Genomic DNA, 19,038 nt, shown 5'->3' with positions numbered 1-19,038 from the left:
CTGGAACACCCATCCCCGGCCATTCCTCTGGACCAAAACCGCCGAAGAGATCCTCGAGTCACTCGCCCGATTTTGTCGACGGATTTCCGGCGCAGGACACTAGTCCAGGAAGTCGCTCACCAGGTCACTCGCCTCGGGGCGGCACTCGTCGAAGTAGGCGTGCCGCGCCCCGGCGAAGAGGTGCATGCGCGCGTCCGGGATCCGCTCCGTCAGCAGGGGCGCGTTGGCCGGCGGCGCCAGCAGATCGTCGTCGCCGTGGAGGACCAAAGTGGGTGCGGTGATCTCCGGAAGCGCGTCCCAGGCGTCGTGGGTGTTGCTCGCGACGAGATGCCCCCGGACAGCGTGCGGCGGCATGCCGTGTGCGCCCAGCACCCGATATGGCCCGGGATGAGACGCACGCCAGCCAGGCGTGTACATCAGGTCCTCCAGCGTTTCCCGCGCCTGGACCGAGGACCGCCGGGCGAGTGCGAGCCGCACGTCGTTCGACCGCTCGACACCGTGCGTGCCGCCCGGCGAGGTACAGCCGAGGACGAGTCGTCGCACCCGGCCGGGATAGCACGCGGCGACCCATTGTGCGACGCGGCCGCCCATCGAAGTGCCGTAGACGTCGGCCTCGGTGACCTCCAGTTCGTCGAGGACCGCGATCACGTCCTCCGCGAAACCCGTTGTGGAATAGGGAGTGTCGGGCGCGTCGCTGGCTCCGGTGCCGCGGTAGTCCAGGGTGATCGTGCTCGGGAAGTCCCCGCGCGTGCGGTCCCACCAGGTGTGGTCGTTCGCCTGCCCGGCCAGCAGCACGAGCGGCCTGCCCGTGCCGTGCCGGTGGTAGGCCAGCCGGGTCCCGTCGGCGGCGACGGCGTGGCCGGTGCGGGGGAGCGTGGTCATCCTTCTCCTGTTCGGTCGTCCCAGAGTCGCGCCGAGGGCCACTCGCCCTCGTGCACGGTCCGGTGGATCTGCTGGACCAGCGCCCGCGCGACGGCGTCGACGGCGGGCGTGACCCGCCCGGTCCGGGGCATGCCGAGGACAACGGTGCGCCAGACCTCCGGTTCGCTGACCGGCGCCGCGCTCAAGATGCCGTCGGCGACGTCCGCGGCGATGCCGATGCCGGGCAGGATCGTCCAGCCGTGCCCGCCGAGCACCAGGCGTTTCTGCAGCGTCATCGCGTTGGTCTGCACGGTGACGTCGGTCTCGGCGCCCGCCTCGCGGGCCGCGCCGTCGATGAGCGTGCGCAGCGCGTGCCCCTCGGACGGCATCACCAGCGGATGCGCGGCCACCTCGGCGAACGGGACGGGCCGTGCGGGATCCAGCCCGGCGGACGGGGGAGCGACCGCCCACAGCCGTTCGCGGACCAGCGGGCGGACATTGAGCGACGGCGTGCTGGTCAGGTTGTAGAGCAGGCTCAGGTCGACGTCGCCGTCGTCGATCCACCGTTGAAGATGCCCGGAATACGCGGTGAGCAGCCGCAGTTCGATCCCCGGATGGTCGCGCAGCACGGCCGTGGTCAGTGGCGCGGCGAGCCGTTCGGCGGCGCTTTCCAGCAGGCCGACCGTGACGATACCGGTGACCACCCCGGGTTTCGGGGCCAGCTCGGCCCGGGCCCGGTCGAGTTCGGTGAGGGCCCGCCGGGCGCGTTCGACGAGCGTCGCGCCCGCCTCGGTCGGGCGCATCCCGTGGCGGGTCCGCTCGAACAACGAAACGCCCAGTTCCTGCTCCAGGGTGCGGATCTGGCGGGTGACCGCGGGCTGGACCAGGTGCAGCAGCTCGGCCGCGCGGGTCACACTGCCGACCTCGGCGACCGTCACCAACGCCTTGAGCTGCTTGAAGTCCACCGTCGTCCCTCCCGTATCGCGGTCCGGCATGGAGCGATCACTATTCGGTATTTCACTTACCCTGTCATCATCACTCATGATAGTCAGATGACCGAGGAAGAGACCGCGATCGTCGCGCTCGTGGCCGAGTTCGTGGATCGCGAAGTGCGGCCCGTCGCGCAGGAGCTCGACCACACGAACACCTACCCCGAAAAGCTCGTCGACCAGATGAAGGCGATGGGTGTCTTCGGGCTGGCCGTGCCCGAGCCCTGGGGCGAGACCCAGGTCTCCGCCCAGTGCTACGCGCTGGTGACCGAAGAACTCTCGCGCGGCTGGATGAGCCTCGCCGGCGCGATGGGCGGCCACACCGTCGTCGCGAAGCTGCTCGCCACGTATGGCACGCAGGAGCAGAAGGACGCGTATCTGCCGAAGATGGCGACGGGCGAGATCCGCGCGACGATGGCGCTCACCGAACCCGGTGGCGGCTCGGACCTCCAGGCTCTCCGCACCACGGCGCGGCGCGAGGGCGACGAGTACGTCGTCAACGGCGGCAAGACGTGGATCACCAACGCGCGCCGGTCCCAGCTGGTCGCGTTGCTGTGCAAGACCGACCCCGCCGCCGAACCGGCGCACCGGGGGATCTCCATCCTGCTGGTGGGGAAAGGGCCCGGTTTCGAGGTCTCACGGGATCTGCCCAAGCTCGGCTACAAGGGCGTCGAGAGCTGCGAGCTCTCTTTCGACGGCTTCCGTGCCCCGGCCACGGCGCTGCTCGGTGGCGTGGAAGGGCGTGGCTTCGCCCAGATGATGCGGGGACTGGAGATCGGCCGGATCCAGGTCGCCTGCCGGGCGCTCGGCGTCGGACGGGCCGCGCTGGAGGACTCCCTGCGCTACGCCCAGGAACGGGAGAGTTTCGGCAAGCCGATCTGGCAGCACCAGTCGATCGGCAACTATCTCGCGGACATGGCGACCAAGCTCGAGGCCGCGCGCCAGCTGGTGCACCACGCGGCGCGGCGTTACGACTCTGGCGAGCGCGCGGACCTGGAGGCGGGGATGGCGAAACTGTTCGCCTCCGAGGCCGCGATGGAGATCGCGCTCGACGCTGTCCGGATCCACGGCGGCTACGGCTACTCGACCGAGTTCGACGTCGAGCGGTACTTCCGTGACGCGCCGCTGATGATCGTCGGTGAGGGCACCAACGAGATCCAGCGCGGCGTGATCGCGCGCCAGCTGATCGAACGGCACCGCATCCCGTCCTGAACAGCGAGGAAGGCAGTATGCGCCACCCACTCGAGGGAATCACCGTCGTCGCGCTGGAACAGGCCGTCGCCGCGCCGTTCGCGTCGCGCCAGCTCGCCGACCTCGGCGCCCGGGTCATCAAGATCGAACGCCGCGGCGTCGGCGACTTCGCCCGCGACTACGACCGGACCGTCCACGGGCAGTCGAGTTACTTCGTCTGGCTCAATCGGGGCAAGGAAAGTGTCGAACTGGATATCAAGGATCCGGCCGATCGGGCGCTGCTCGGCGCGATGATCGACCGGGCGGACGTGTTCGTGCAGAACCTCGTGCCCGGAGCGGTGGAACGGCTCGGACTCGACGCCGGGACGCTGCGCGCGGAGCGTCCGGAGCTGATCCACTGTTCGATCTCGGGCTACGGTCCCGAAGGTCCGTATCGGACGAAGAAGGCCTACGACCTGCTGGTGCAGTGCGAAACCGGGCTCGTGATGTCCACCGGCACCCCGGATACCCCGGCCAAGGCGGGGATCTCGATCGCCGACATCGCCACCGGGATGTACGCCTACACCGGCATCCTCACCGCGTTGTACGACCGCGAGCGCACCGGCGAGGGCGCGAGCCTGCACGTCGCGATGATCGACTCGCTCGGCGAGTGGATGAGTCAGCCCGCCTATTTCTCCCGCTATGGCCAGGAACCGCCACGGCGCACGGCCGCGGCACATCCGTCGATCTCGCCGTACGGGCCGTACAGCACCGGTGACGACAAGGTCTTCCTGAGTGTCCAAAGTGAACGGGAATGGGTCGTGCTCTGCCGGGACGTCCTGGCGCGCCCCGAACTCGTCGACGATCCGCGCTTCCGGACCAACGACGATCGCGTCGGCAACGACGACGAACTCACCGCGATCCTGGAAGAAACCTTCGAAGGGCGGACCTCGGACGAGGTCGGAGACCTGTTGGAGCACGCCGGGATCGCCAACGCCCGGCTGCGGACGCCCGAGCAGTTCACCCGGCATCCGCAGCTGGCCGCGCGAAACCGCTGGCGCGCGGTGGAAACCCCGGCCGGCCCGCTGGAGGCGTTGCTCCCGCCGGTCGAGGTGGCGGGCCGGGAACCGGTCATGGGGCCGGTCCCCGCACTGGGAGCGCACAACGAGTCGATCCGGGCCGAGTTCGGCCCCGGTGGAGAGGACCGGACGTGAAGGAAATCCTGCAGCCCGGCCCGGCGGAGGCGCTGGCCTCGCTGCTCGACGTCGAGATGCCGGATCTGGACCGCGACGGCCTGCCCCTGCTGTGGCACTGGTTCTACCTGCTGGACCGGCCCGCGCAGGCCGATCTGGGGCCGGACGGGCATCCGCTCCGCGCCACGATCCCCGCGCCGCCGGAGCCCGGACGCCGTCGCATGTGGGCGGGCGGCCGGGTGCGGACGCTCGGGCCGTTGCGGTGCGGGCTGTCCGCCACTCGGCACACGGAAGTGCTGTCCGTGCGCGAGAAACAGGGCAGGACCGGGCGGCTGACCTTCGTCGTCACCGGCCACAAGATCGTCCAGGACGGCAGGGTCGTGGTCGACGAGGAGCAGGACCTCGTCTATCGCGATGCCGCTTCCGGGCGGGCCGAGGTGGCAGGCGAGGAGCCGGAGGTGCCGGTGGCCGAAGGCGAGTGGGCGATCGACGTCTCGCCGACGCTGCTGTTCCGGTTCTCGGCGCTGACCTACAACGCGCACCGCATCCACTACGACCGCGACTACGCGCGGGATGTCGAAGGCTATCCGGGACTGCTCACCCACGGGCCGTTGCAGGCGCTCGCGATGGCCGAGGCCGCGCGGCGGCAGGGGATCGGCGGGGAACTGGCCTTCGGCTACCGCCTCGTCTCACCGTTGTTCGACCATCAGGGCATGGTCGTCCGGGCCGAAGCCGGAGCGGAAGGGGCCGCCACCGCCGTACGCGATCGCCATGGACGGCGGACCGCGACCGGAACGGTGCGCCGATGAACGACTCCCTGGCCAGTGCGAAGACCTTCCTGTTCGTCCCGGGGCACCGGCCGGACCGGTTCGCCAAAGCTGCCGCCAGCGGCGCCGACGTCGTGATCCTCGACCTGGAAGACGCCGTCGCGCCCGATCGAAAGGAGGCCGCGCGCGAGCACGTCAGGGCATGGTTGGCGGAAGGGCATCAGGCCGTTGTCCGGATCAATGCCGCCGGAACCCCTTGGTACCACGAGGATGTCGCCAGTGTCGGGCGTGCGCTCGCGGTGATGGCGCCCAAGGCCGAAGACCGCGCCGAGATCGACGCCCTCGCCGGACGGCTGCCCGGTGTGCCGATCCTGCCGCTGGTGGAAACGGCGGCCGGGATCGCCGGGGCGGTGGCGGTCTGCGGTGCGGACGCGGTGGTTCGGCCCGCTTTCGGCAGCGTCGACCTGGCCGCGCAGCTCGGCGTCGACCCTCGGTCGCACGAGGCGTTGCGGTACGCGCGATCCGCGCTCGTCGTCGCCGCGGCGGCCGCGGGCAGGGCGGCCCCGATCGACGGTGTCACCACGGCACTCGACGACGAGGCCGCGCTCACCGCGGACCTCGACCACGCCAGGACCTTGGGTTTCACCGGAAAACTCTGCGTGCATCCCCGCCAGGTGGCCGTCGCCTGCCGGGTGCTGGCCCCGTCGGAAAGCGAAATCGAGTGGGCGAGGGGCGTGGCCGCGCTCGTGGGCGACGGCTCGGTGGCCGTGGCGGACGGTGAGATGGTGGACCGGCCGGTCGAGTCGCGGGCCAGGGCCATCCTGGACCGCGCGGGTCAGCCATTCCGACCAGCCGGATGACGCCGATGCGGGCTGGTAGTGCCCGCCGAGTGGCGGTAGCGTTCCGGCGGGTGGACTTTTCGTTACGGTGAACGGAAAGGAGGCGTGGCCCGATGCACGAGCCCTTGGTGACGGAATTCGTGACCACCGATCCGGAGCAGGCACGCGCGCTGATCGCCGAGGCCTATCGCGACAACCGTTTGCGGGTACGGGGCACTGTCGCGAACTACCGTTTCGAGCACAAACGCTGCGACCTCGGGGCCGTGCATTTCGATTTCCTGCACAACACGCTGACCACGGAGGTCGATGTCGAGCCGTTGGGCAGGATGGTGCTGCTGCGCGTGCTTGGCGGTGAGATCGAGATCGCGGACGGCCTGAACGATCGCAGGCTGACTCGCGGCGACGTGTTCGCCGGCCCGCATCCCGGTCGCGGCTACCGGACGGGGATGCACGGCGTGCGTCTTCAGGTCACCAGCATCGACCTGCCTCTGTTCATCGGCGCAGACCCGGTGCAGGACGGCGGGACGATCGAACGGCTGCGTTACGACCCGGTGAGTCCGACGAAAGCGCTTCGCTGGCACCGGACGGTCGGGTACCTCGCCGGGCTTTTCTCCGAGTCGGACGTCGAGCACGGCCCGCTGGTGCTGGGTGCGGCCGGGCGATTGGTAGCGGCCGTGGCACTGGACACCTTCACCACGGGCAAGGGCGAGGACCGTCCGTGTGATCGCCGGGACGCCGTCCCGGAAACCGTGCGCCGCGGGATCGCCTTCCTGGAGGCGAATCCCGATCTCGACCTCGGCGTCGCCGACATCGCCCGCGCCTGCCGGGTGTCGGTGCGCGCCCTGCAGCTGGCGTTCCGGCGGCATTTGGACACCACCCCGATGGCCTACCTGCGCCAGGTCCGGATGGACCGGGCCCGGGCGGAACTCAGCGATGCCGCCGAAGGTACGACGGTCACCCGTGTCGCGGCGAAATGGGGCTTTCTGGACGGTAGCCGGTTCAGCGCGCAGTACCGCGCGGCCTTCGGCGAGTCGCCCAGTCACACCCTGCGCAGATCCTGAAGTTTCGTTTTCGTCGATGCCGGTCTGCGCTTTCACTGCTAGACCCGCGCCCTGGAAACCGGTTCGATGGAGCTTGTCCGCCAGTATCGCCCAGACCCCGCCTGCTGGCGCGTCGCAACCCGGACCGGCCGGCCGGTTCTTCAGCGGGGTGCCGCGATTCCGTCGTACATGACACGGCGGACCGCCCGGCTCATCGCCGCTTGCTTTTCCGGTGACGGGTCGCGCAGCTCGGAGAGCACCGACGCGAGGATCATCCCGTTGATCGCGCGGGCGGTGGAGTCCACGTCCAGGTCCTCGTGCAGATACCCGAGGCGGACACCGTGGTGCAGGTAGCCCGCGGTCAGTTCGGCGGCGGTCTCGTAGAAGTCCATCACCCGTTCCCGCATCTCGGCGTCGATGCCCGCCGCTTCGAGCAGGAGGAACCGGGCCATCCGGGGGTCGCTGCCGAAGATCCGGGCGAGCGCGTCGCCGATCCGGGCGCTCTGCCTGCGGTATTCGGCCAGGCTGTGGACCGCGTCCGGCGCGTTGTCCGCGGCCAGCGCGGCGACCACCTTCTCGACCAGATCCGTGATCACGTGGTCGACGATGTCCCGCTTGTTCTGGAAGTACCGGTAGAAGGTGCCGTGCCCGATGCCCAGCCGCGCGGCGATGTCGGCGATGCCGGTCGTGTGGTAGCCGCGTTCGGCGAAGCAGTCGAACGCGGTCTCCACGATCTCGCGCCGTAGTTCCTGCTTCTTCCGTGCGGCCCTGCTGACCGGGGTCTCCGTCGTCATTCCGCCAGCTTATTGCCTCGGGCGTTCAAATGACATACCGTTCCGGAAATGACACGTCATTCCGCAAGGGCGCTGGTGCTCGGCTGCGGCGGGACCCTGGGCTTCGCCTGGACCGCCGCGGTCCTCGACGCGCTGCACAACCGGGCAGGCTGGGACCCGCGCGAGGCGGACGTCCTGGTCGGGACCTCGGCGGGGGCCGAGGCGGTGGCCATGCTCGGGGCGGGAATCCCGGCGAAGGCGATCCTCGACGCGGTCGCCGGCTCGCCCGGCGGCGATGCCGTCGTCGCCGCGCACGTCCGCCGGGCGCCGCACCGGCTCCCTCCGGTGCCGTCCCCGCGGTGGCCCGCGGCCGGGCTGGTCCGGGCCGCGCTGAGCCGGGACGTCGACACGCTCGCCGGTCTCGCGGGGCTCCTGCCCCAGGGCAGGGGAGACGCGGGCTGGCTCCGCGAACTCGGGGACGCGCTGGCACCCGGCGGCTGGGTCCCGCATCCCGCGACCTGGCTGATGGCCGCGGACCTGACGGGGAAGCGGATCGCGCTCGGCTCCCCGGACGCGCCACCCGCCCGCCTCGGCGAGGCCATCGCCGCGTCGTGGGCGATCCCCGGCTGGTTCCCTCCGTCCGTTGTGGACGGACGACCGCTGCTCGACGGCGGGACGATCTCCCCGACCTCGGCCGATCTCCTGCTCACCCGCGACATCGGCGAGGTCGTGCTGATCGCGCCGATGAGCAGTGAAGGCGGGGCTCCGGCGCGCGGTCCGGCCCGGCTGGAACGCCTGCTGCGGACGGCGATGACCAGGCGTGTCGACGACGAGGCGCGGCGGCTGCGCGCTGCCGGTGTCCGGGTGGTCCGGCTCGAACCGGGACCGGCCGATCTCGCCGCCATGGGCGCCAACTTCATGGACGGACGACGGCGGGAGCACGTGCTCGCCACGGCATTGCGGACGGCGCCCGGCCTGGTCGCCGCCGCCTTCGAACGAGAGGGAGTGCGCGCATGAGCAAGTACCCGGACCTTGACCTCGATGGGGCGCACGTGGCGATCACCGGAGCCGGACAAGGCATCGGCCGAGCGACCGCGGAACGCTTCGCCACGCTCGGCGCGCGCGTGTCGATCGGCGATCTCGACCTCGAAGCCGCGAAACGCACCGCCGCCGACATCGGCGGGACGGCGCATCACCTCGACGTCGCCGACGCGGCCTCCTTCGCCGCCTTCCTCGGCGACGCCGAGCAGGCGAACGGACCGCTCGCGGTGCTCGTCAACAACGCCGGGATCATGCCCAACGGCGGGTTCCTCGACCTCCCCGACGCGCTGAACCGGGCGACCATGGAGGTCAACGTCTTCGGCGTCGTCCACGGGATGCGGCTGGCCCTGCCCGGCATGCTGGAACGCGGCCGCGGGCACATCGTCAACGTCGCTTCGCTGGCCGGGAAGTTCCCCGTCAAGGGGCTGGCGATCTACAACGCCAGCAAGTTCGCCGTCGTCGGGCTGACCGCGGCGACCCGGCTGGAGTACGCGCCGCACGGCATCAGTATCTCCGCCGTGCTGCCGTCGGCGGTCGACACCGCGCTCGCTTCCGGGCTCGACATGCGGCCGATCCCGAAGGTCAAACCGGGCCGGATCGCCGACGCCGTCGTGGATTCCGTCCGCAGCCGGGCCGCCGAGATCGCCGTGCCCGGCTACGTCGGCGCACTCGCCACCCTCGCGGCCGTGACACCCGAACCGGCGCTCAACGCCTTCCGGCGGTTGATGCGGGACGACCGGGCCCTGCGCCCCGATTCACCGGAGCGGGACGGCTACCGCGCCCGCCTCCACCAGGACACCCAGCGGGAGGAAAACGCATGACCACGCAGTACGACGCCGTCGTCGTCGGGGCCGGTTTCGGCGGGATGGGCGCGGCGATCCAGCTCAACCGGCTCGGCTACGACAACCTGCTCATCCTGGAACGCGAGTCCGATCTCGGCGGCACCTGGCACGTGAACCGCTATCCCGGGCTGGCCGTCGACATCCCGTCGGCCACCTACTCGTACTCGTTCGAACCGAACCCGCACTGGTCGCGCCTCTTCGCGCCGGGCGCGGAACTCAAGCGGTACGCCGAGCACGTCGCGGACAAGTACCGGCTGCGGCGCTACATGCGCTTCGGCTCGGTGGTGACCGGCGCGGTCTGGGACGAGGCGAACGCGCACTGGACGGTCTCCTTGGCCGACGGCGGGCCGGTCACCGCGAAGTACCTCCTCACCGCGACAGGTTTCCTTTCCCAGCCCAAGAAACCCGACATCGCCGGGATCGACACCTTCGGCGGCAAGGTCATCCACACCACCGCCTGGGACGACGACTACGACCTCGCGGGCAAACGCGTCGCGGTGATCGGCACCGGCGCGACCGCGGTCCAGCTGATCCCCGAGATCACGAAGGTCGCGCGGGAACTCACCGTGTACCAGCGGACCCCGATCTGGGTGAGCCCCAAACTGGACTTCCCGGTGCCCAAGGCCGTCCGGCGCGCGTTCGCCGCCGTCCCGTTGACCCAGCGGGTCGCCCGGCTGACCGGGACCGCGCTGCTGGAGCTGATGATGGTCTCCGGGGTCCTGCACTACAAGCAGCTGCCGGCGGCGAACCGGCTCGGCAAGCTGTGGTGCCGGGCGCATCTCCGCCGTCAGGTGCGGGATCCGGGGCTGCGCGCGAAACTGACGCCGCGCTATTCGTTCGGCTGCAAGCGCCCGACGTTCTCCAACGAGTACTACCCGGCCTTCACCAAGGACCACGTGCACCTGGAGACCACGTCCATCGCGAAGATCGACGAGACCGGGATCGAGACCGCCGACGGGCGGCGCCGGGACATCGACGTCCTGGTGCTGGCGACGGGATTCGATCTGTGGGAGGCGAACTTCCCGGCGGTCGAGATCATCGGCCGCGGTGGCCGGGACCTCGGGAAGTGGTGGCGGGAAAACCGGTTCCAGGCCTACGAGGGTGTCGCGATCCCCAAGTTCCCCAACTTCGTTTCGCTCAACAGCCCGTATTCCTATTCGGGACTGTCCTATTTCACCACCATCGAGACGCAGATGCGGCATATGGACCGGCTCTTCGGCGCGATGCGGGGACGCGGTGCGACCGAGTTCGAGGTCACGCAAGAAGCCAACGACGCTTTCCTCGACCGGATGACCGAACGCCTCGGCGACTCCATCTTCACCCTCGGGAACTGCGCTCCGGCGAACAGCTACTACTTCAACCCGCACGGCGAGGCGACCCTGCTCCGCCCGTCGTCCACGCTGAACGCGATCAAGGAGGCGGGGAGTTTCCCGATCGAGGACTACACCTTCGCTTAGTCCGAAGGGGTGCCGGGATCAGCGTGATCCCGGCACCCCTTGGCTTTACTGCTTGCGGAGCCGCAGGGTGACGGCCGCGCCCGCCGCGGCGAGGAAGACCGCGCCGAGGGCGTACGGCCACCACGGCACCGAGGTGTCGCCCACCGGGGCGGCACCGTAACCACCGGCGGCACCGGTGCGGTCGTAGGTCGAGCCGGGCAGCTTGTCGCCGTAGCGGCTCTGCAGAGCCTCACGGTAGGCGGCGAGTGTCAGCTTCTCGCCGGTCTTCGCCACCGACGAGCCGTCAAGGACGGTCACGGTGTCCCCGTCGACCGCGTACCAGGCGCCCGCCTGAGGTTCGCTCAGGAGGTAGCCCTTGCCTGCCTGCGCCGCGAGGCGCTTTTCGACGTCACCCGAGGCGACGTTGTAGACCGACCAGCCCGAGCCCTCACGCTGCGACCACACCGTCGCCGCGTCGCCGTTGCCCAGGGTGGCGGGGGTGGCGACGTAGGCGAGTTCGGCGGGGACGGCCGAGGTTCCGGCGATGAAGGCCGCTGTCGGCTGGTAGACCGCCACCGGCGTCCGCGTATCGGCCTTGGCGGTTCTGGCGGCGAGGGCCGTGTCCGCCTTGGCCGCGCCGGGGAACACCGCCTTGGCGAGCCGCTGGGTGGTCGCGTCACTGGTGACCACTGTGGACACCGCGGCGAGGTCGGCGGCGGTGGGCGCGCCGCCGGGGGCGTCGGCGGCGGACGCCTGGCCACCCAGTGCCAATGACAGTCCGAGGGCGAGGATCGTGGCGCCGAGGAAGGTTCGCTTCATGGTTTCAGTCCTTGATCCCGTAGACGGTGTGGGTCCAGGTGAACGAGTTGTTGGACCGATAGGCGTTGTAGCTCATCTGGTTGTACCGGGGGCTCGAGCCCCACGGGTCGCCGTAGTAGACCGTCGTCGCGCCATTGGTGTTGTCGTAGCCGTAGAGCACGTGCATGTGCCCGCCGCCGTTGTTCCAGCCGATCCGGGTGCCGATCGGCTGTCGCGCGTCGACCTGGCTCTTGATGGAGGCGAAGCTCAGCGTCTGGCCGGAGGAGCTGTAGCTGCCGACGTTGCTGAACCCGAGCCAGCGGAACACACGCTGCTGATCGCTCAGGTAGCCCTGGTTGTTCGCACAGTCCGAACCGGACTCGTTGTGCGCGACCTGGCAGAACTTCGTCTGGGAGATCGAGTGCCCGAAGTAAGCGGCGATGGTGTTGCCACTGGCGTCCCAGCACCAGTTGCTCTTCTCCTGAGCCTGCATCTTGATCGGGATCGTGCTGGCCGCCGTGATCGCGGGAGCCGCGGAGGCGGGCGCCTGCAGGGCGACCAGCGCGGCGACACCGGCGCAGGCCGTGGCCAGCCCACGCCTGAATGAGGTCTTCACCGTCGGGACACTCCTAACTGGATGGTCGAACGTGAAGCACGCGCGGGCGGCTGCCCGGAAGAGACTGGTGGGGACTTCGGCTACCCGACTGGGTGACCGACCGGCGCGAGCAGGGACTTGCGCTGTGACGCGGTAACAGAGGGGTACTGCGAACAGACTGAGATTCACCCTCCGGGGGTACCCGTGGCAAGGTTCGCGGCAATACCTAAGGGTCCGTATTGCCGATGCGGGCGTTCGCGTAGCGCAGGTCGGCGTCGCCCGATCGAGTTAACGCCGTAACTCCGGTGGTGTGGACCAGCGGAAAGCGTGCGGCCCGTGGTCACTGTTCGTGTTCCCGCCTTTCGGCGGGTGTCCTATCGGTATGGTCCCGAGCATGCCGACGATCGGTGCGGCACCGGTGTTCGTGGCCCGCGACACCGAATTGGCCGAACTGGTGCGCGTCGCTTCGAGCCCGCCGTCGGTCGCCGTCGTCGAGGGCGAACCGGGTGTGGGCCGGAGCCGTCTGCTCGAAGAACTGGCCGCCCATCCCGGGATCGCGTCGCGCGTGGTCTGGTCCGCCCGCTGCGGTTCCTTCGCGCGGCCGTGCCGGCTCGCGCCGTTGGTCGACGCGCTGCTCGGGAAGAGCGACGTGGCCGCCGCCCACGCGGCGGGCTTCTCCCCGGTGACCGGCGTCCTGCGACGGCTGATCCCCGAATGGTCGCCGTGGCTGCCGCCGTTCCCGGAGAACGTGGACGCCGACACCGTCCGGCAGCAGGAGTTCCGTGCCGTGCGCGAAGTCCTGACCGGCTGCGGTCCGGCGGTGCTGGTGCTCGACGACGTCCACTCCGCCGACGACGACACGTGGGAGTTCCTGCGCGGGCTCGCGGCGTCCCCCGTGTCGCCGCTGAGTGTTGTCGTCAGTGCGGAGACGGGCGGCCCCCGGCGATTCCCGCCGCTGCGTGAAACCGCCGCGCGGCTCTCGCTCCCGGCGTTCACCGCGGCCCAGGTGCGGACGCTGCTGGACGCGTCCTTCGGCCGCTGCGCGCCGGATTTCGCCGAAGCGGCGCACCGGCGGACGTCCGGGATCGCCGTCGACCTGACGGCTTTGGTCCAGAGCGTCGGCGACACGGCGGAGGCGCTGTCGGCGGACAGGCTGGCGTCGGCGACCGTGCCGCCGATCGTGCGGAGCCGGGTCGCCGGACTGATGGCGGCGCTCGGCCCGGCCGCGCGTGACGTCGTCCGCGCGACCGCCGTGCTGGGGTCGCCCGCCGGGGAACCGGATCTGGGCGCGGTCGCGGCCCCGTCGTCCGGGGAGATCTCCGGCGCTGTCACCGAAGCCGTGGAAGCGGGACTGCTGCGGGACCTCGGCCGAGGCCGGTATGTCTCGGGGAGCCCGCTGATCGCCGAAGCGGTCTACGCGTTGCTGCCCGGGCCTCAGCGGTGCGCGATGCACGGACGCGCCTCCGCCCGGCTCGCCTCCGGCGCCGAACCCTTCGCGTCGCTCATCGCCCGTCACGCGCGGCTTGCGGGTGATCTCGCCGCGTGGACACAGTGGACCGGGGTCGCGGTCGACAACGCCATCGAAGACGGCCGGACCGAGGAGGCGAGCCGTCTGCTCGAAGCGGCCCTGCGGGACACGGACCTGCCGCGGACCGCGCGCGAATCGTTCGCCGTCCGGCTCGGCAGGGAACTGCCGCGCAGCATCGCCCACGCAGGCACGGTCCGGCTGCTGCGGGAGATCCTGCGCGAATGGCCGCTGAGCAAGGCCGCGCGGGGCGAGATCCGGGTCCACCTCGGTCAGGTGCTGATCAACCAGGTGGGCAAGGTCGAGGCGGGCAGGCTCGAGATCGAGCTGGGCGCGGCCGACCTCGGCAGGCGGCAGGCCTTGCTCGCCAGGGGACTGGTCACCCTGGCGCTGCCGCATATCGGGACGGTCCCGGTGGAGGAGAACCTCCGCTGGCTCGACGAGGCCGAACAGGTGAGCAAGGGGGAGCACGACGCCGGGCTGCTCGCCGCGATCGCCGCCAACCGGCTCTCGGCGCGGATGCAGATCGCCGATCCGGAGGCGTGGGACGACATCGCCGACCTGCCACGGGCGCCGGAGTCGGCCGAGGTCTGCCGACAGGTCGCCCGCACCTACATCAACCTGGCCGACGCGGTGGCGTGGAACGGGCACTACCCGGTCGCGCGGGCCTATCTCGCGACCGCGCGGCGGCTGATCCGCGACGACCACCAGCCCTATCTCGACGCGCTGGCCGACGGCACGGAACTGCGGCTGGACCTCGCGATGGGGGAATGGGCGAGTGTCGCCGAGAAGGCGCGGGCGATGCTGACGCGGGTCGACAAGGACAGTTCACTCGCCGCGGAGCCGCTGCTCGTGCTCGGCTGGTACGAGTACGGGCAGCACCGGCCGACGGCGGCACTGCGCAGTTTCGACGCGGCGTTCGCGCTTTCCGCGGGCAGTGTCCCGGTGCAGGCTTCGGCGTACGCGGGCCGTGTCGCCGTCCACCAGGCGGGCAAGGATCTGCAGGCCGCCCGGCGCCTGGCCGAGTACGGCCTGGAAACCGTGCGCCGCAAGAACAACTGGGTCTGGGCGGCCGAACTGATGCCGTTCGCCGTGCGCACCATGCTCGGGCTGGGGCAGCACGTCGAGGCGAGAGAGTTGCTCGCGGAGTACCGGCAGGGCATCGACGGCAAGGACACACCGGTCGCCAACGCGTCGGCGCTGCTGTGCCGGGGGATGCTCACCCAGGCGCGCGGCGAGACGCTCGCGGCCGGCGATCTGCTGCTCGGCGCCGCCCGGGCCTACCGCGCGCTGCCGTTCCCGTATTTCGCCGCCTACGCCGACGAACTCGCGGCCGGATGCTTCTCCGAAGCCGGGGAGCGGGAACGTGCCGTCGCCTCCTTCACCGCGGCGGAGACGACGTACGCGAGTCTCGGCGCCGCCGTCGACGCGCTCCGCTGCCGCCGGTCACTGCGGCGATGCGATCCGGAGATGCCCCGGCGTGGCCGCAAGGGCTACGGCGAAGCGTTGTCGCCGAGGGAACTCGAGGTCGCCCGGCTGGCCGCCCGGAACCTCACCAACCGGGAGATCGGCGAGCGGCTGTTCCTCTCGCCGCGGACGGTCGAGATCCACATCGGACGGGCACTGCGCAAACTGGGGCTGCCCTCGCGGACCGTCCTGACCGATGACCTGCTCCGTGACGCGACCGGTGAGGGTTCCAAAACCGCCTGACGCCATTCCCTAGGGGTCCGTATTCGGCGATTCGCTGGGTATGTCGCGAGAAACCGCAGGTGAGAGGCGGTTTTTTTAAATAGTGGAACGATCGCCGCGCTCCACTATTGTTCCGTTTCCGTCGCCGACCGACAGTTGTCCGGCATTCGCGATTTTCCCGAAAGGAATCACCGTGAGCAGAAAACGGATCTTCGGCGTGGTCGCCCTGACCATGGCCGCACTGGCACCGGCGGCGGGCATCGCCCTCGCGGCACCGGCCGTCCCTTCCCGCGCCATCGCCCCGACCGACGTCGCGCCCTTGCCGTCGGGCGGCGTCCACGGCCAGAGCATCGGCGGCTCACCGGCGTCGGTCAAGGACTACCCGTACGTCATCGCCGCCCTGCGTGAAGGCGGCTCGCGACCGAAGGGGCAGAGCTGCTCCGGTTCCGTCATCGCGCCACGGAAGGTGATGGTCGCGGCGCACTGCAAGGAACTCGCGGGCGAGAAGAGCGTCCTTTATGGACTGGACGACCTCAAGGGCGCGGGCGGCACCCAGCTGAAGGCCGTCGACTACCGGCTCCACCCCAGGTTCACCCAGCCCTGGAACGGTTACGACGTCGCGGTGATCACCGTCGACGGGGACATCCCGGTCCCGCCCGGTGGCTACGCGAAGGTCGCCACCTCAGCCGACACCGGCTTGGAAACGCCCGGAAAGGACGGGTTCAGCCTCGGCTACGGCAAGAAGGACATCAACGACTCCACCCAGGACGTCACGCTGCACAAGCTGACGCTGCCGATCGTCAACGCGAGCCAGTGCACCGGCGTGGAGAACGGCGTCGACCCGAAGACGATGATCTGCGCCGGATACTCCGACGGCCGCAAGACCGTCCTGCCCGGTGACAGCGGCGGCCCGTTCGTCGTCAACGGGAAGGTCGTCGGGATCACCTCGTGGAGCCGCAGCGACTTCCGCTGGTACAGCGTCTACAGCAGGCTCAACAACGAGATGGGGGACTGGGTCGCCGAGCAGATCGGCGGCGAGCAGCCGGGTGACGCCTTCACCCTCGCCGCGTCGCCCTCGTCGGTGAAGGTCCTGCCCGGGAAGTACGTGTCGGCGAGTGTGACGAGCAAACCGGGCAAGAACGGTGCCGAGAACATCACGCTCTCGGCGTCGGGGCTGCCCGAGGGTGCCAAGGCCACGTTCCAGCCCGCCACGATCAAGGCGGGCGAGGTGGCGAAACTGACCATCGAGACCGCCGCCGGGACCTCGGAAAAGGCTTACCAGGTCACGATTTCCGGGAAGGGCACGGCCGAGACGGCCACCGCCGGGCTCACCCTCACCGCCGGTGCGGGTGAACCTCCCACCGGCGACCTGAACGTGACCGTGAACCCGTCGGCCGGCTCCGGCCGCGCCGGTTCGCTGGTGAGCGCCACCGTCACCGCGACCGGCGGCAGCGGCTCGATCACGTTGTCCGCCAGTGGTTCCGGGCTGCCGCTCAACCCGATGTTCTCGCCGCAGAGCGTGGCCAGCGGCGGCACGTCGACCATGCAGGTCTTCGCGCCGTTCAAGGCGGGCACGTACCCGGTCACGGTGACCGCCAAGGACAGCGGCGGCAAGACCGCGACCACCACGTACACCCTCACCGTCCAGTGATCTTCGCCGAAACAGAGGTGACCATCCATGCGTGACAAGACGAAAACCCTGCTGGCACTCGGTTTGCTGAGCCCACTGCTCGCGCTCGGTGCCGGAACGGCCGTCGCCGCCGAAGGCTCGGTGATCCCTGCCAAGGAGCACTACGGCGACCAGTACATCGTCGTCCTCCACGACGTCGCCGCGGCCGGGCAGACGGCGTCGGCCGATCTGGCGAAGCGGTACGGCGGCGAGGTCCGCTCGGTCTGGACCGCGACCATCCGCGGCTTCTCGGCCAAGAGCATGACCCCGGCCGAGGCACGGAAGCTGGCCGCGGATCCTTCGGTCAAGGCGGTCTACGAAGACGGCACCGCACGCGGCACCGGCACCCAGCAGAACCCGACCTGGGGGCTGGACCGGGTCGACCAGAAGAATCTCCCGCTGGACAAGGCCTACGCCTATCCCAACGAGGGCAGCGGCGTCACCGCCTACGACATCGACAGCGGTATCAACCCGTCGAACCCCGAGTACGAAGGCCGCGCCAGCCTCGGCAAGGACTTCATGGGTGGCGACGGCAAGGACTGCAACGGCCACGGCAGCCATACCGCCGGCACCCTCGGCAGCAAGACCTACGGCGTCGCGAAGAAGGTCAAGATCGTCGGGTTGAAGGTCCTGGGCTGCGACAACACCGGGCCGGACTCGGGCATCATCGACGCCGTCGACTGGGTGACGGCCAACGCGCAGAAGCCCGCGGTGGCGAACATGAGCCTGACCATGGACGCCCCCGGTGTCGGTGACGACGCGCTCAAGCGGTCGATCGCCTCGGGTGTCGTCTACGGCGTGGCGGCGGGCAACGCCTCCACCGACGCCTGCAACACCAGCCCGGCCCGGGTGCCCGAAGCGATCACGGTCAACGCTTCGGACTCCAGTGACAACCGGTCTTCGTTCTCGAACTACGGCAGCTGCACCGACATCTTCGCGCCCGGCACGAACATCACGTCGCTGAGCCCGAGCAACGGCGGCTCCGCGGGCATGAGCGGGACCTCGATGGCGACGCCGCACGTCGTCGGCGCGGCCGCGCTCTACCTGTCGGCCAACCCGGGCGCCACCCCGCGACAGGTCCAGGACGCGCTGGTGAACGGCGCGACCGCGGGCGTCATCAAGAACGCGGGCAGCGGTTCGCCGGACAAACTGCTGAACGTCTCGTTCATCGGCAGCGGCGGCCCCGGCCCGAAATGCGGGGCCAAGTCGAACACCACACCGGTGTCCATCCCGGACGCCGGGGCGGCGGTGACCAGCTCGGTGACCCAGGAAGGCTGCGACGGCAAGGCTTCCGCGTCGCTGCCGGTCAAGGTGGACGTCTCGCACACCTACAGCGCGGACCTCGTCCTCGACCTGATCGGGCCGAGCGGCAAGGCTTACCGCCTCCAGGGTTCCGGCGGTGTCGGCTCGGCCGATGGCGTGCACCGGACCTTCACGGTCGACGCCTCCGGTGAGGCGGCCAACGGCACCTGGAAGCTGAGCGCGCAGGACGTCTATCGGTTCGACACCGGCAGCATCGACGGGTTCACCGTCACCTTCTGAAGCCCTTGAGACTCGCCGGTGTCTTCGCGTGCGCATTCAGAGGACTAAACGCGGACCAGTTCGTCGCGCTGGATGCCTGCGTGGGTGACGGTGGAGGATTCGGGACGTTGAACATCCCGAATCCTCCACCGTCGCCGTCCAATACGTGCCCCAAGTCCGTGAAGGACTCCGGCAGCGCGTGTCCGGGCCGGTCGTGCGCCTCGGGGACATCCCGGTCACCGTGGTGTCCGGCGGGCTCGGCGGGAGCGGGTTGTCCGAGGTGATCGTGC

At 70.1% G+C, this 19,038-nt stretch carries 16 protein-coding genes; 11 read left to right on the top strand and 5 right to left on the bottom strand.

Annotated features, from left to right (window positions below):
- Positions 1 to 99 precede the first annotated feature (99 nt).
- Together ACFOSH_RS12170 and ACFOSH_RS12165 are read right to left on the bottom strand one after the other, a co-directional pair.
- Entirely contained in the window at positions 100 to 882 is a 783-nt protein-coding gene (locus tag ACFOSH_RS12170; RefSeq protein WP_378238895.1) for an alpha/beta fold hydrolase, read from the bottom strand.
- Positions 879 to 1,826, bottom strand: a complete 948-nt coding sequence (locus tag ACFOSH_RS12165) for a LysR family transcriptional regulator (protein WP_378238898.1) — start codon at positions 1,824 to 1,826, stop codon at positions 879 to 881. The genes ACFOSH_RS12170 and ACFOSH_RS12165 overlap by 4 nt, the downstream gene beginning before the upstream one ends.
- 87 nt (positions 1,827 to 1,913) lie before the next feature.
- On the opposite strand from ACFOSH_RS12165, the gene ACFOSH_RS12160 reads away from it, so the two are divergent.
- The 5 genes from ACFOSH_RS12160 to ACFOSH_RS12140 all read left to right on the top strand — a co-directional run bounded on the left by ACFOSH_RS12160 (position 1,914) and on the right by ACFOSH_RS12140 (position 6,880).
- Positions 1,914 to 3,062, top strand: a complete 1,149-nt coding sequence (locus tag ACFOSH_RS12160; protein ID WP_378238894.1) for an acyl-CoA dehydrogenase family protein — start codon at positions 1,914 to 1,916, stop codon at positions 3,060 to 3,062.
- A 17-nt stretch (positions 3,063 to 3,079) separates the two neighbouring features.
- Positions 3,080 to 4,234: a CaiB/BaiF CoA transferase family protein gene (locus ACFOSH_RS12155; protein ID WP_378238893.1), complete on the top strand. Its 1,155-nt coding sequence runs from the start codon at positions 3,080 to 3,082 to the stop codon at positions 4,232 to 4,234.
- Positions 4,231 to 5,022, top strand: a complete 792-nt coding sequence (locus tag ACFOSH_RS12150; protein WP_378238892.1) for an FAS1-like dehydratase domain-containing protein — start codon at positions 4,231 to 4,233, stop codon at positions 5,020 to 5,022. Before ACFOSH_RS12155 ends, ACFOSH_RS12150 begins: the two co-directional genes overlap by 4 nt.
- Positions 5,019 to 5,840 carry an HpcH/HpaI aldolase/citrate lyase family protein gene (locus ACFOSH_RS12145; RefSeq protein ID WP_378238891.1) on the top strand — a complete coding sequence of 274 codons (822 nt, stop codon included), beginning with the start codon at positions 5,019 to 5,021 and terminating at the stop codon, positions 5,838 to 5,840. Before ACFOSH_RS12150 ends, ACFOSH_RS12145 begins: the two co-directional genes overlap by 4 nt.
- Positions 5,841 to 5,932: 92 nt before the next feature.
- A complete protein-coding gene (locus tag ACFOSH_RS12140; protein WP_378238890.1) occupies positions 5,933 to 6,880 on the top strand; it encodes a helix-turn-helix transcriptional regulator in 948 nt (315 codons plus the stop codon).
- A gap of 140 nt (positions 6,881 to 7,020) precedes the next feature.
- Here the strand turns inward: ACFOSH_RS12140 and ACFOSH_RS12135 are convergent, their stop codons facing one another.
- Complete coding sequence (locus ACFOSH_RS12135) at positions 7,021 to 7,653, bottom strand: TetR/AcrR family transcriptional regulator (RefSeq protein ID WP_378238889.1); 633 nt, start codon at positions 7,651 to 7,653, stop codon at positions 7,021 to 7,023.
- A gap of 48 nt (positions 7,654 to 7,701) precedes the next feature.
- Between ACFOSH_RS12135 and ACFOSH_RS12130 the strand changes: the two genes are divergently transcribed.
- Genes ACFOSH_RS12130 through ACFOSH_RS12120 form a run of 3 tightly spaced genes read left to right on the top strand, consistent with a single transcriptional unit; the run spans position 7,702 to position 10,972 of the window.
- Complete coding sequence (locus tag ACFOSH_RS12130) at positions 7,702 to 8,649, top strand: patatin-like phospholipase family protein (RefSeq protein ID WP_378238888.1); 948 nt, start codon at positions 7,702 to 7,704, stop codon at positions 8,647 to 8,649.
- Positions 8,646 to 9,494 (top strand): SDR family oxidoreductase, encoded by an 849-nt coding sequence (locus tag ACFOSH_RS12125; RefSeq protein ID WP_378238887.1) that lies wholly within the window; start codon positions 8,646 to 8,648, stop codon positions 9,492 to 9,494. The genes ACFOSH_RS12130 and ACFOSH_RS12125 overlap by 4 nt, the downstream gene beginning before the upstream one ends.
- Positions 9,491 to 10,972: a flavin-containing monooxygenase gene (locus ACFOSH_RS12120; RefSeq protein ID WP_378238885.1), complete on the top strand. Its 1,482-nt coding sequence runs from the start codon at positions 9,491 to 9,493 to the stop codon at positions 10,970 to 10,972. Before ACFOSH_RS12125 ends, ACFOSH_RS12120 begins: the two co-directional genes overlap by 4 nt.
- 45 nt (positions 10,973 to 11,017) lie before the next feature.
- On the opposite strand, the gene ACFOSH_RS12115 is transcribed toward ACFOSH_RS12120, so the two are convergent.
- A complete protein-coding gene (locus tag ACFOSH_RS12115) occupies positions 11,018 to 11,770 on the bottom strand; it encodes a hypothetical protein (RefSeq protein WP_378238884.1) in 753 nt (250 codons plus the stop codon).
- A 4-nt stretch (positions 11,771 to 11,774) separates the two neighbouring features.
- A complete protein-coding gene (locus tag ACFOSH_RS12110; protein WP_378238882.1) occupies positions 11,775 to 12,365 on the bottom strand; it encodes a papain-like cysteine protease family protein in 591 nt (196 codons plus the stop codon).
- Positions 12,366 to 12,738: 373 nt separating this feature from the next.
- Here ACFOSH_RS12110 and ACFOSH_RS12105 point away from each other — a divergent pair, with 373 nt between their 5' ends.
- From ACFOSH_RS12105 to ACFOSH_RS12095, 3 genes are all read left to right on the top strand, one after another.
- Positions 12,739 to 15,579, top strand: coding sequence for a helix-turn-helix transcriptional regulator (locus ACFOSH_RS12105; RefSeq protein ID WP_378238881.1), 2,841 nt, complete (start codon positions 12,739 to 12,741; stop codon positions 15,577 to 15,579).
- A 172-nt stretch (positions 15,580 to 15,751) separates the two neighbouring features.
- A complete protein-coding gene (locus tag ACFOSH_RS12100) occupies positions 15,752 to 17,209 on the top strand; it encodes a trypsin-like serine protease (protein WP_378238880.1) in 1,458 nt (485 codons plus the stop codon).
- A gap of 27 nt (positions 17,210 to 17,236) precedes the next feature.
- The gene (locus tag ACFOSH_RS12095; RefSeq protein WP_378238879.1) at positions 17,237 to 18,769 is read left to right on the top strand and encodes a S8 family serine peptidase; all 1,533 of its coding nucleotides are present in this window, start codon (positions 17,237 to 17,239) and stop codon (positions 18,767 to 18,769) included.
- The last annotated feature ends 269 nt before the right edge of the window (positions 18,770 to 19,038 follow it).

The sequence above is a fragment of the Amycolatopsis speibonae genome (genome assembly GCF_042647925.1).
GTDB lineage: Bacteria > Actinomycetota > Actinomycetes > Mycobacteriales > Pseudonocardiaceae > Amycolatopsis > Amycolatopsis speibonae.
This window is presented reverse-complemented; position numbering and strand designations above follow the sequence as displayed.

What these genes read in the sequence shown, in the direction of transcription:
- ACFOSH_RS12095 (WP_378238879.1), top strand. Translation starts at nt 17,237, where the DNA reads ATGCGTGACAAGACGAAAACCCTGCTGGCACTCGGTTTGCTGAGCCCA.
- ACFOSH_RS12145 (WP_378238891.1), top strand. Translation starts at nt 5,019, where the DNA reads ATGAACGACTCCCTGGCCAGTGCGAAGACCTTCCTGTTCGTCCCGGGG.
- ACFOSH_RS12105 (WP_378238881.1), top strand. Translation starts at nt 12,739, where the DNA reads ATGCCGACGATCGGTGCGGCACCGGTGTTCGTGGCCCGCGACACCGAA.
- ACFOSH_RS12115 (WP_378238884.1), bottom strand. Translation starts at nt 11,770, where the DNA reads ATGAAGCGAACCTTCCTCGGCGCCACGATCCTCGCCCTCGGACTGTCA.
- ACFOSH_RS12140 (WP_378238890.1), top strand. Translation starts at nt 5,933, where the DNA reads ATGCACGAGCCCTTGGTGACGGAATTCGTGACCACCGATCCGGAGCAG.
- ACFOSH_RS12120 (WP_378238885.1), top strand. Translation starts at nt 9,491, where the DNA reads ATGACCACGCAGTACGACGCCGTCGTCGTCGGGGCCGGTTTCGGCGGG.
- ACFOSH_RS12125 (WP_378238887.1), top strand. Translation starts at nt 8,646, where the DNA reads ATGAGCAAGTACCCGGACCTTGACCTCGATGGGGCGCACGTGGCGATC.
- ACFOSH_RS12160 (WP_378238894.1), top strand. Translation starts at nt 1,914, where the DNA reads ATGACCGAGGAAGAGACCGCGATCGTCGCGCTCGTGGCCGAGTTCGTG.
- ACFOSH_RS12170 (WP_378238895.1), bottom strand. Translation starts at nt 882, where the DNA reads ATGACCACGCTCCCCCGCACCGGCCACGCCGTCGCCGCCGACGGGACC.
- ACFOSH_RS12135 (WP_378238889.1), bottom strand. Translation starts at nt 7,653, where the DNA reads ATGACGACGGAGACCCCGGTCAGCAGGGCCGCACGGAAGAAGCAGGAA.
- ACFOSH_RS12155 (WP_378238893.1), top strand. Translation starts at nt 3,080, where the DNA reads ATGCGCCACCCACTCGAGGGAATCACCGTCGTCGCGCTGGAACAGGCC.
- ACFOSH_RS12130 (WP_378238888.1), top strand. Translation starts at nt 7,702, where the DNA reads ATGACACGTCATTCCGCAAGGGCGCTGGTGCTCGGCTGCGGCGGGACC.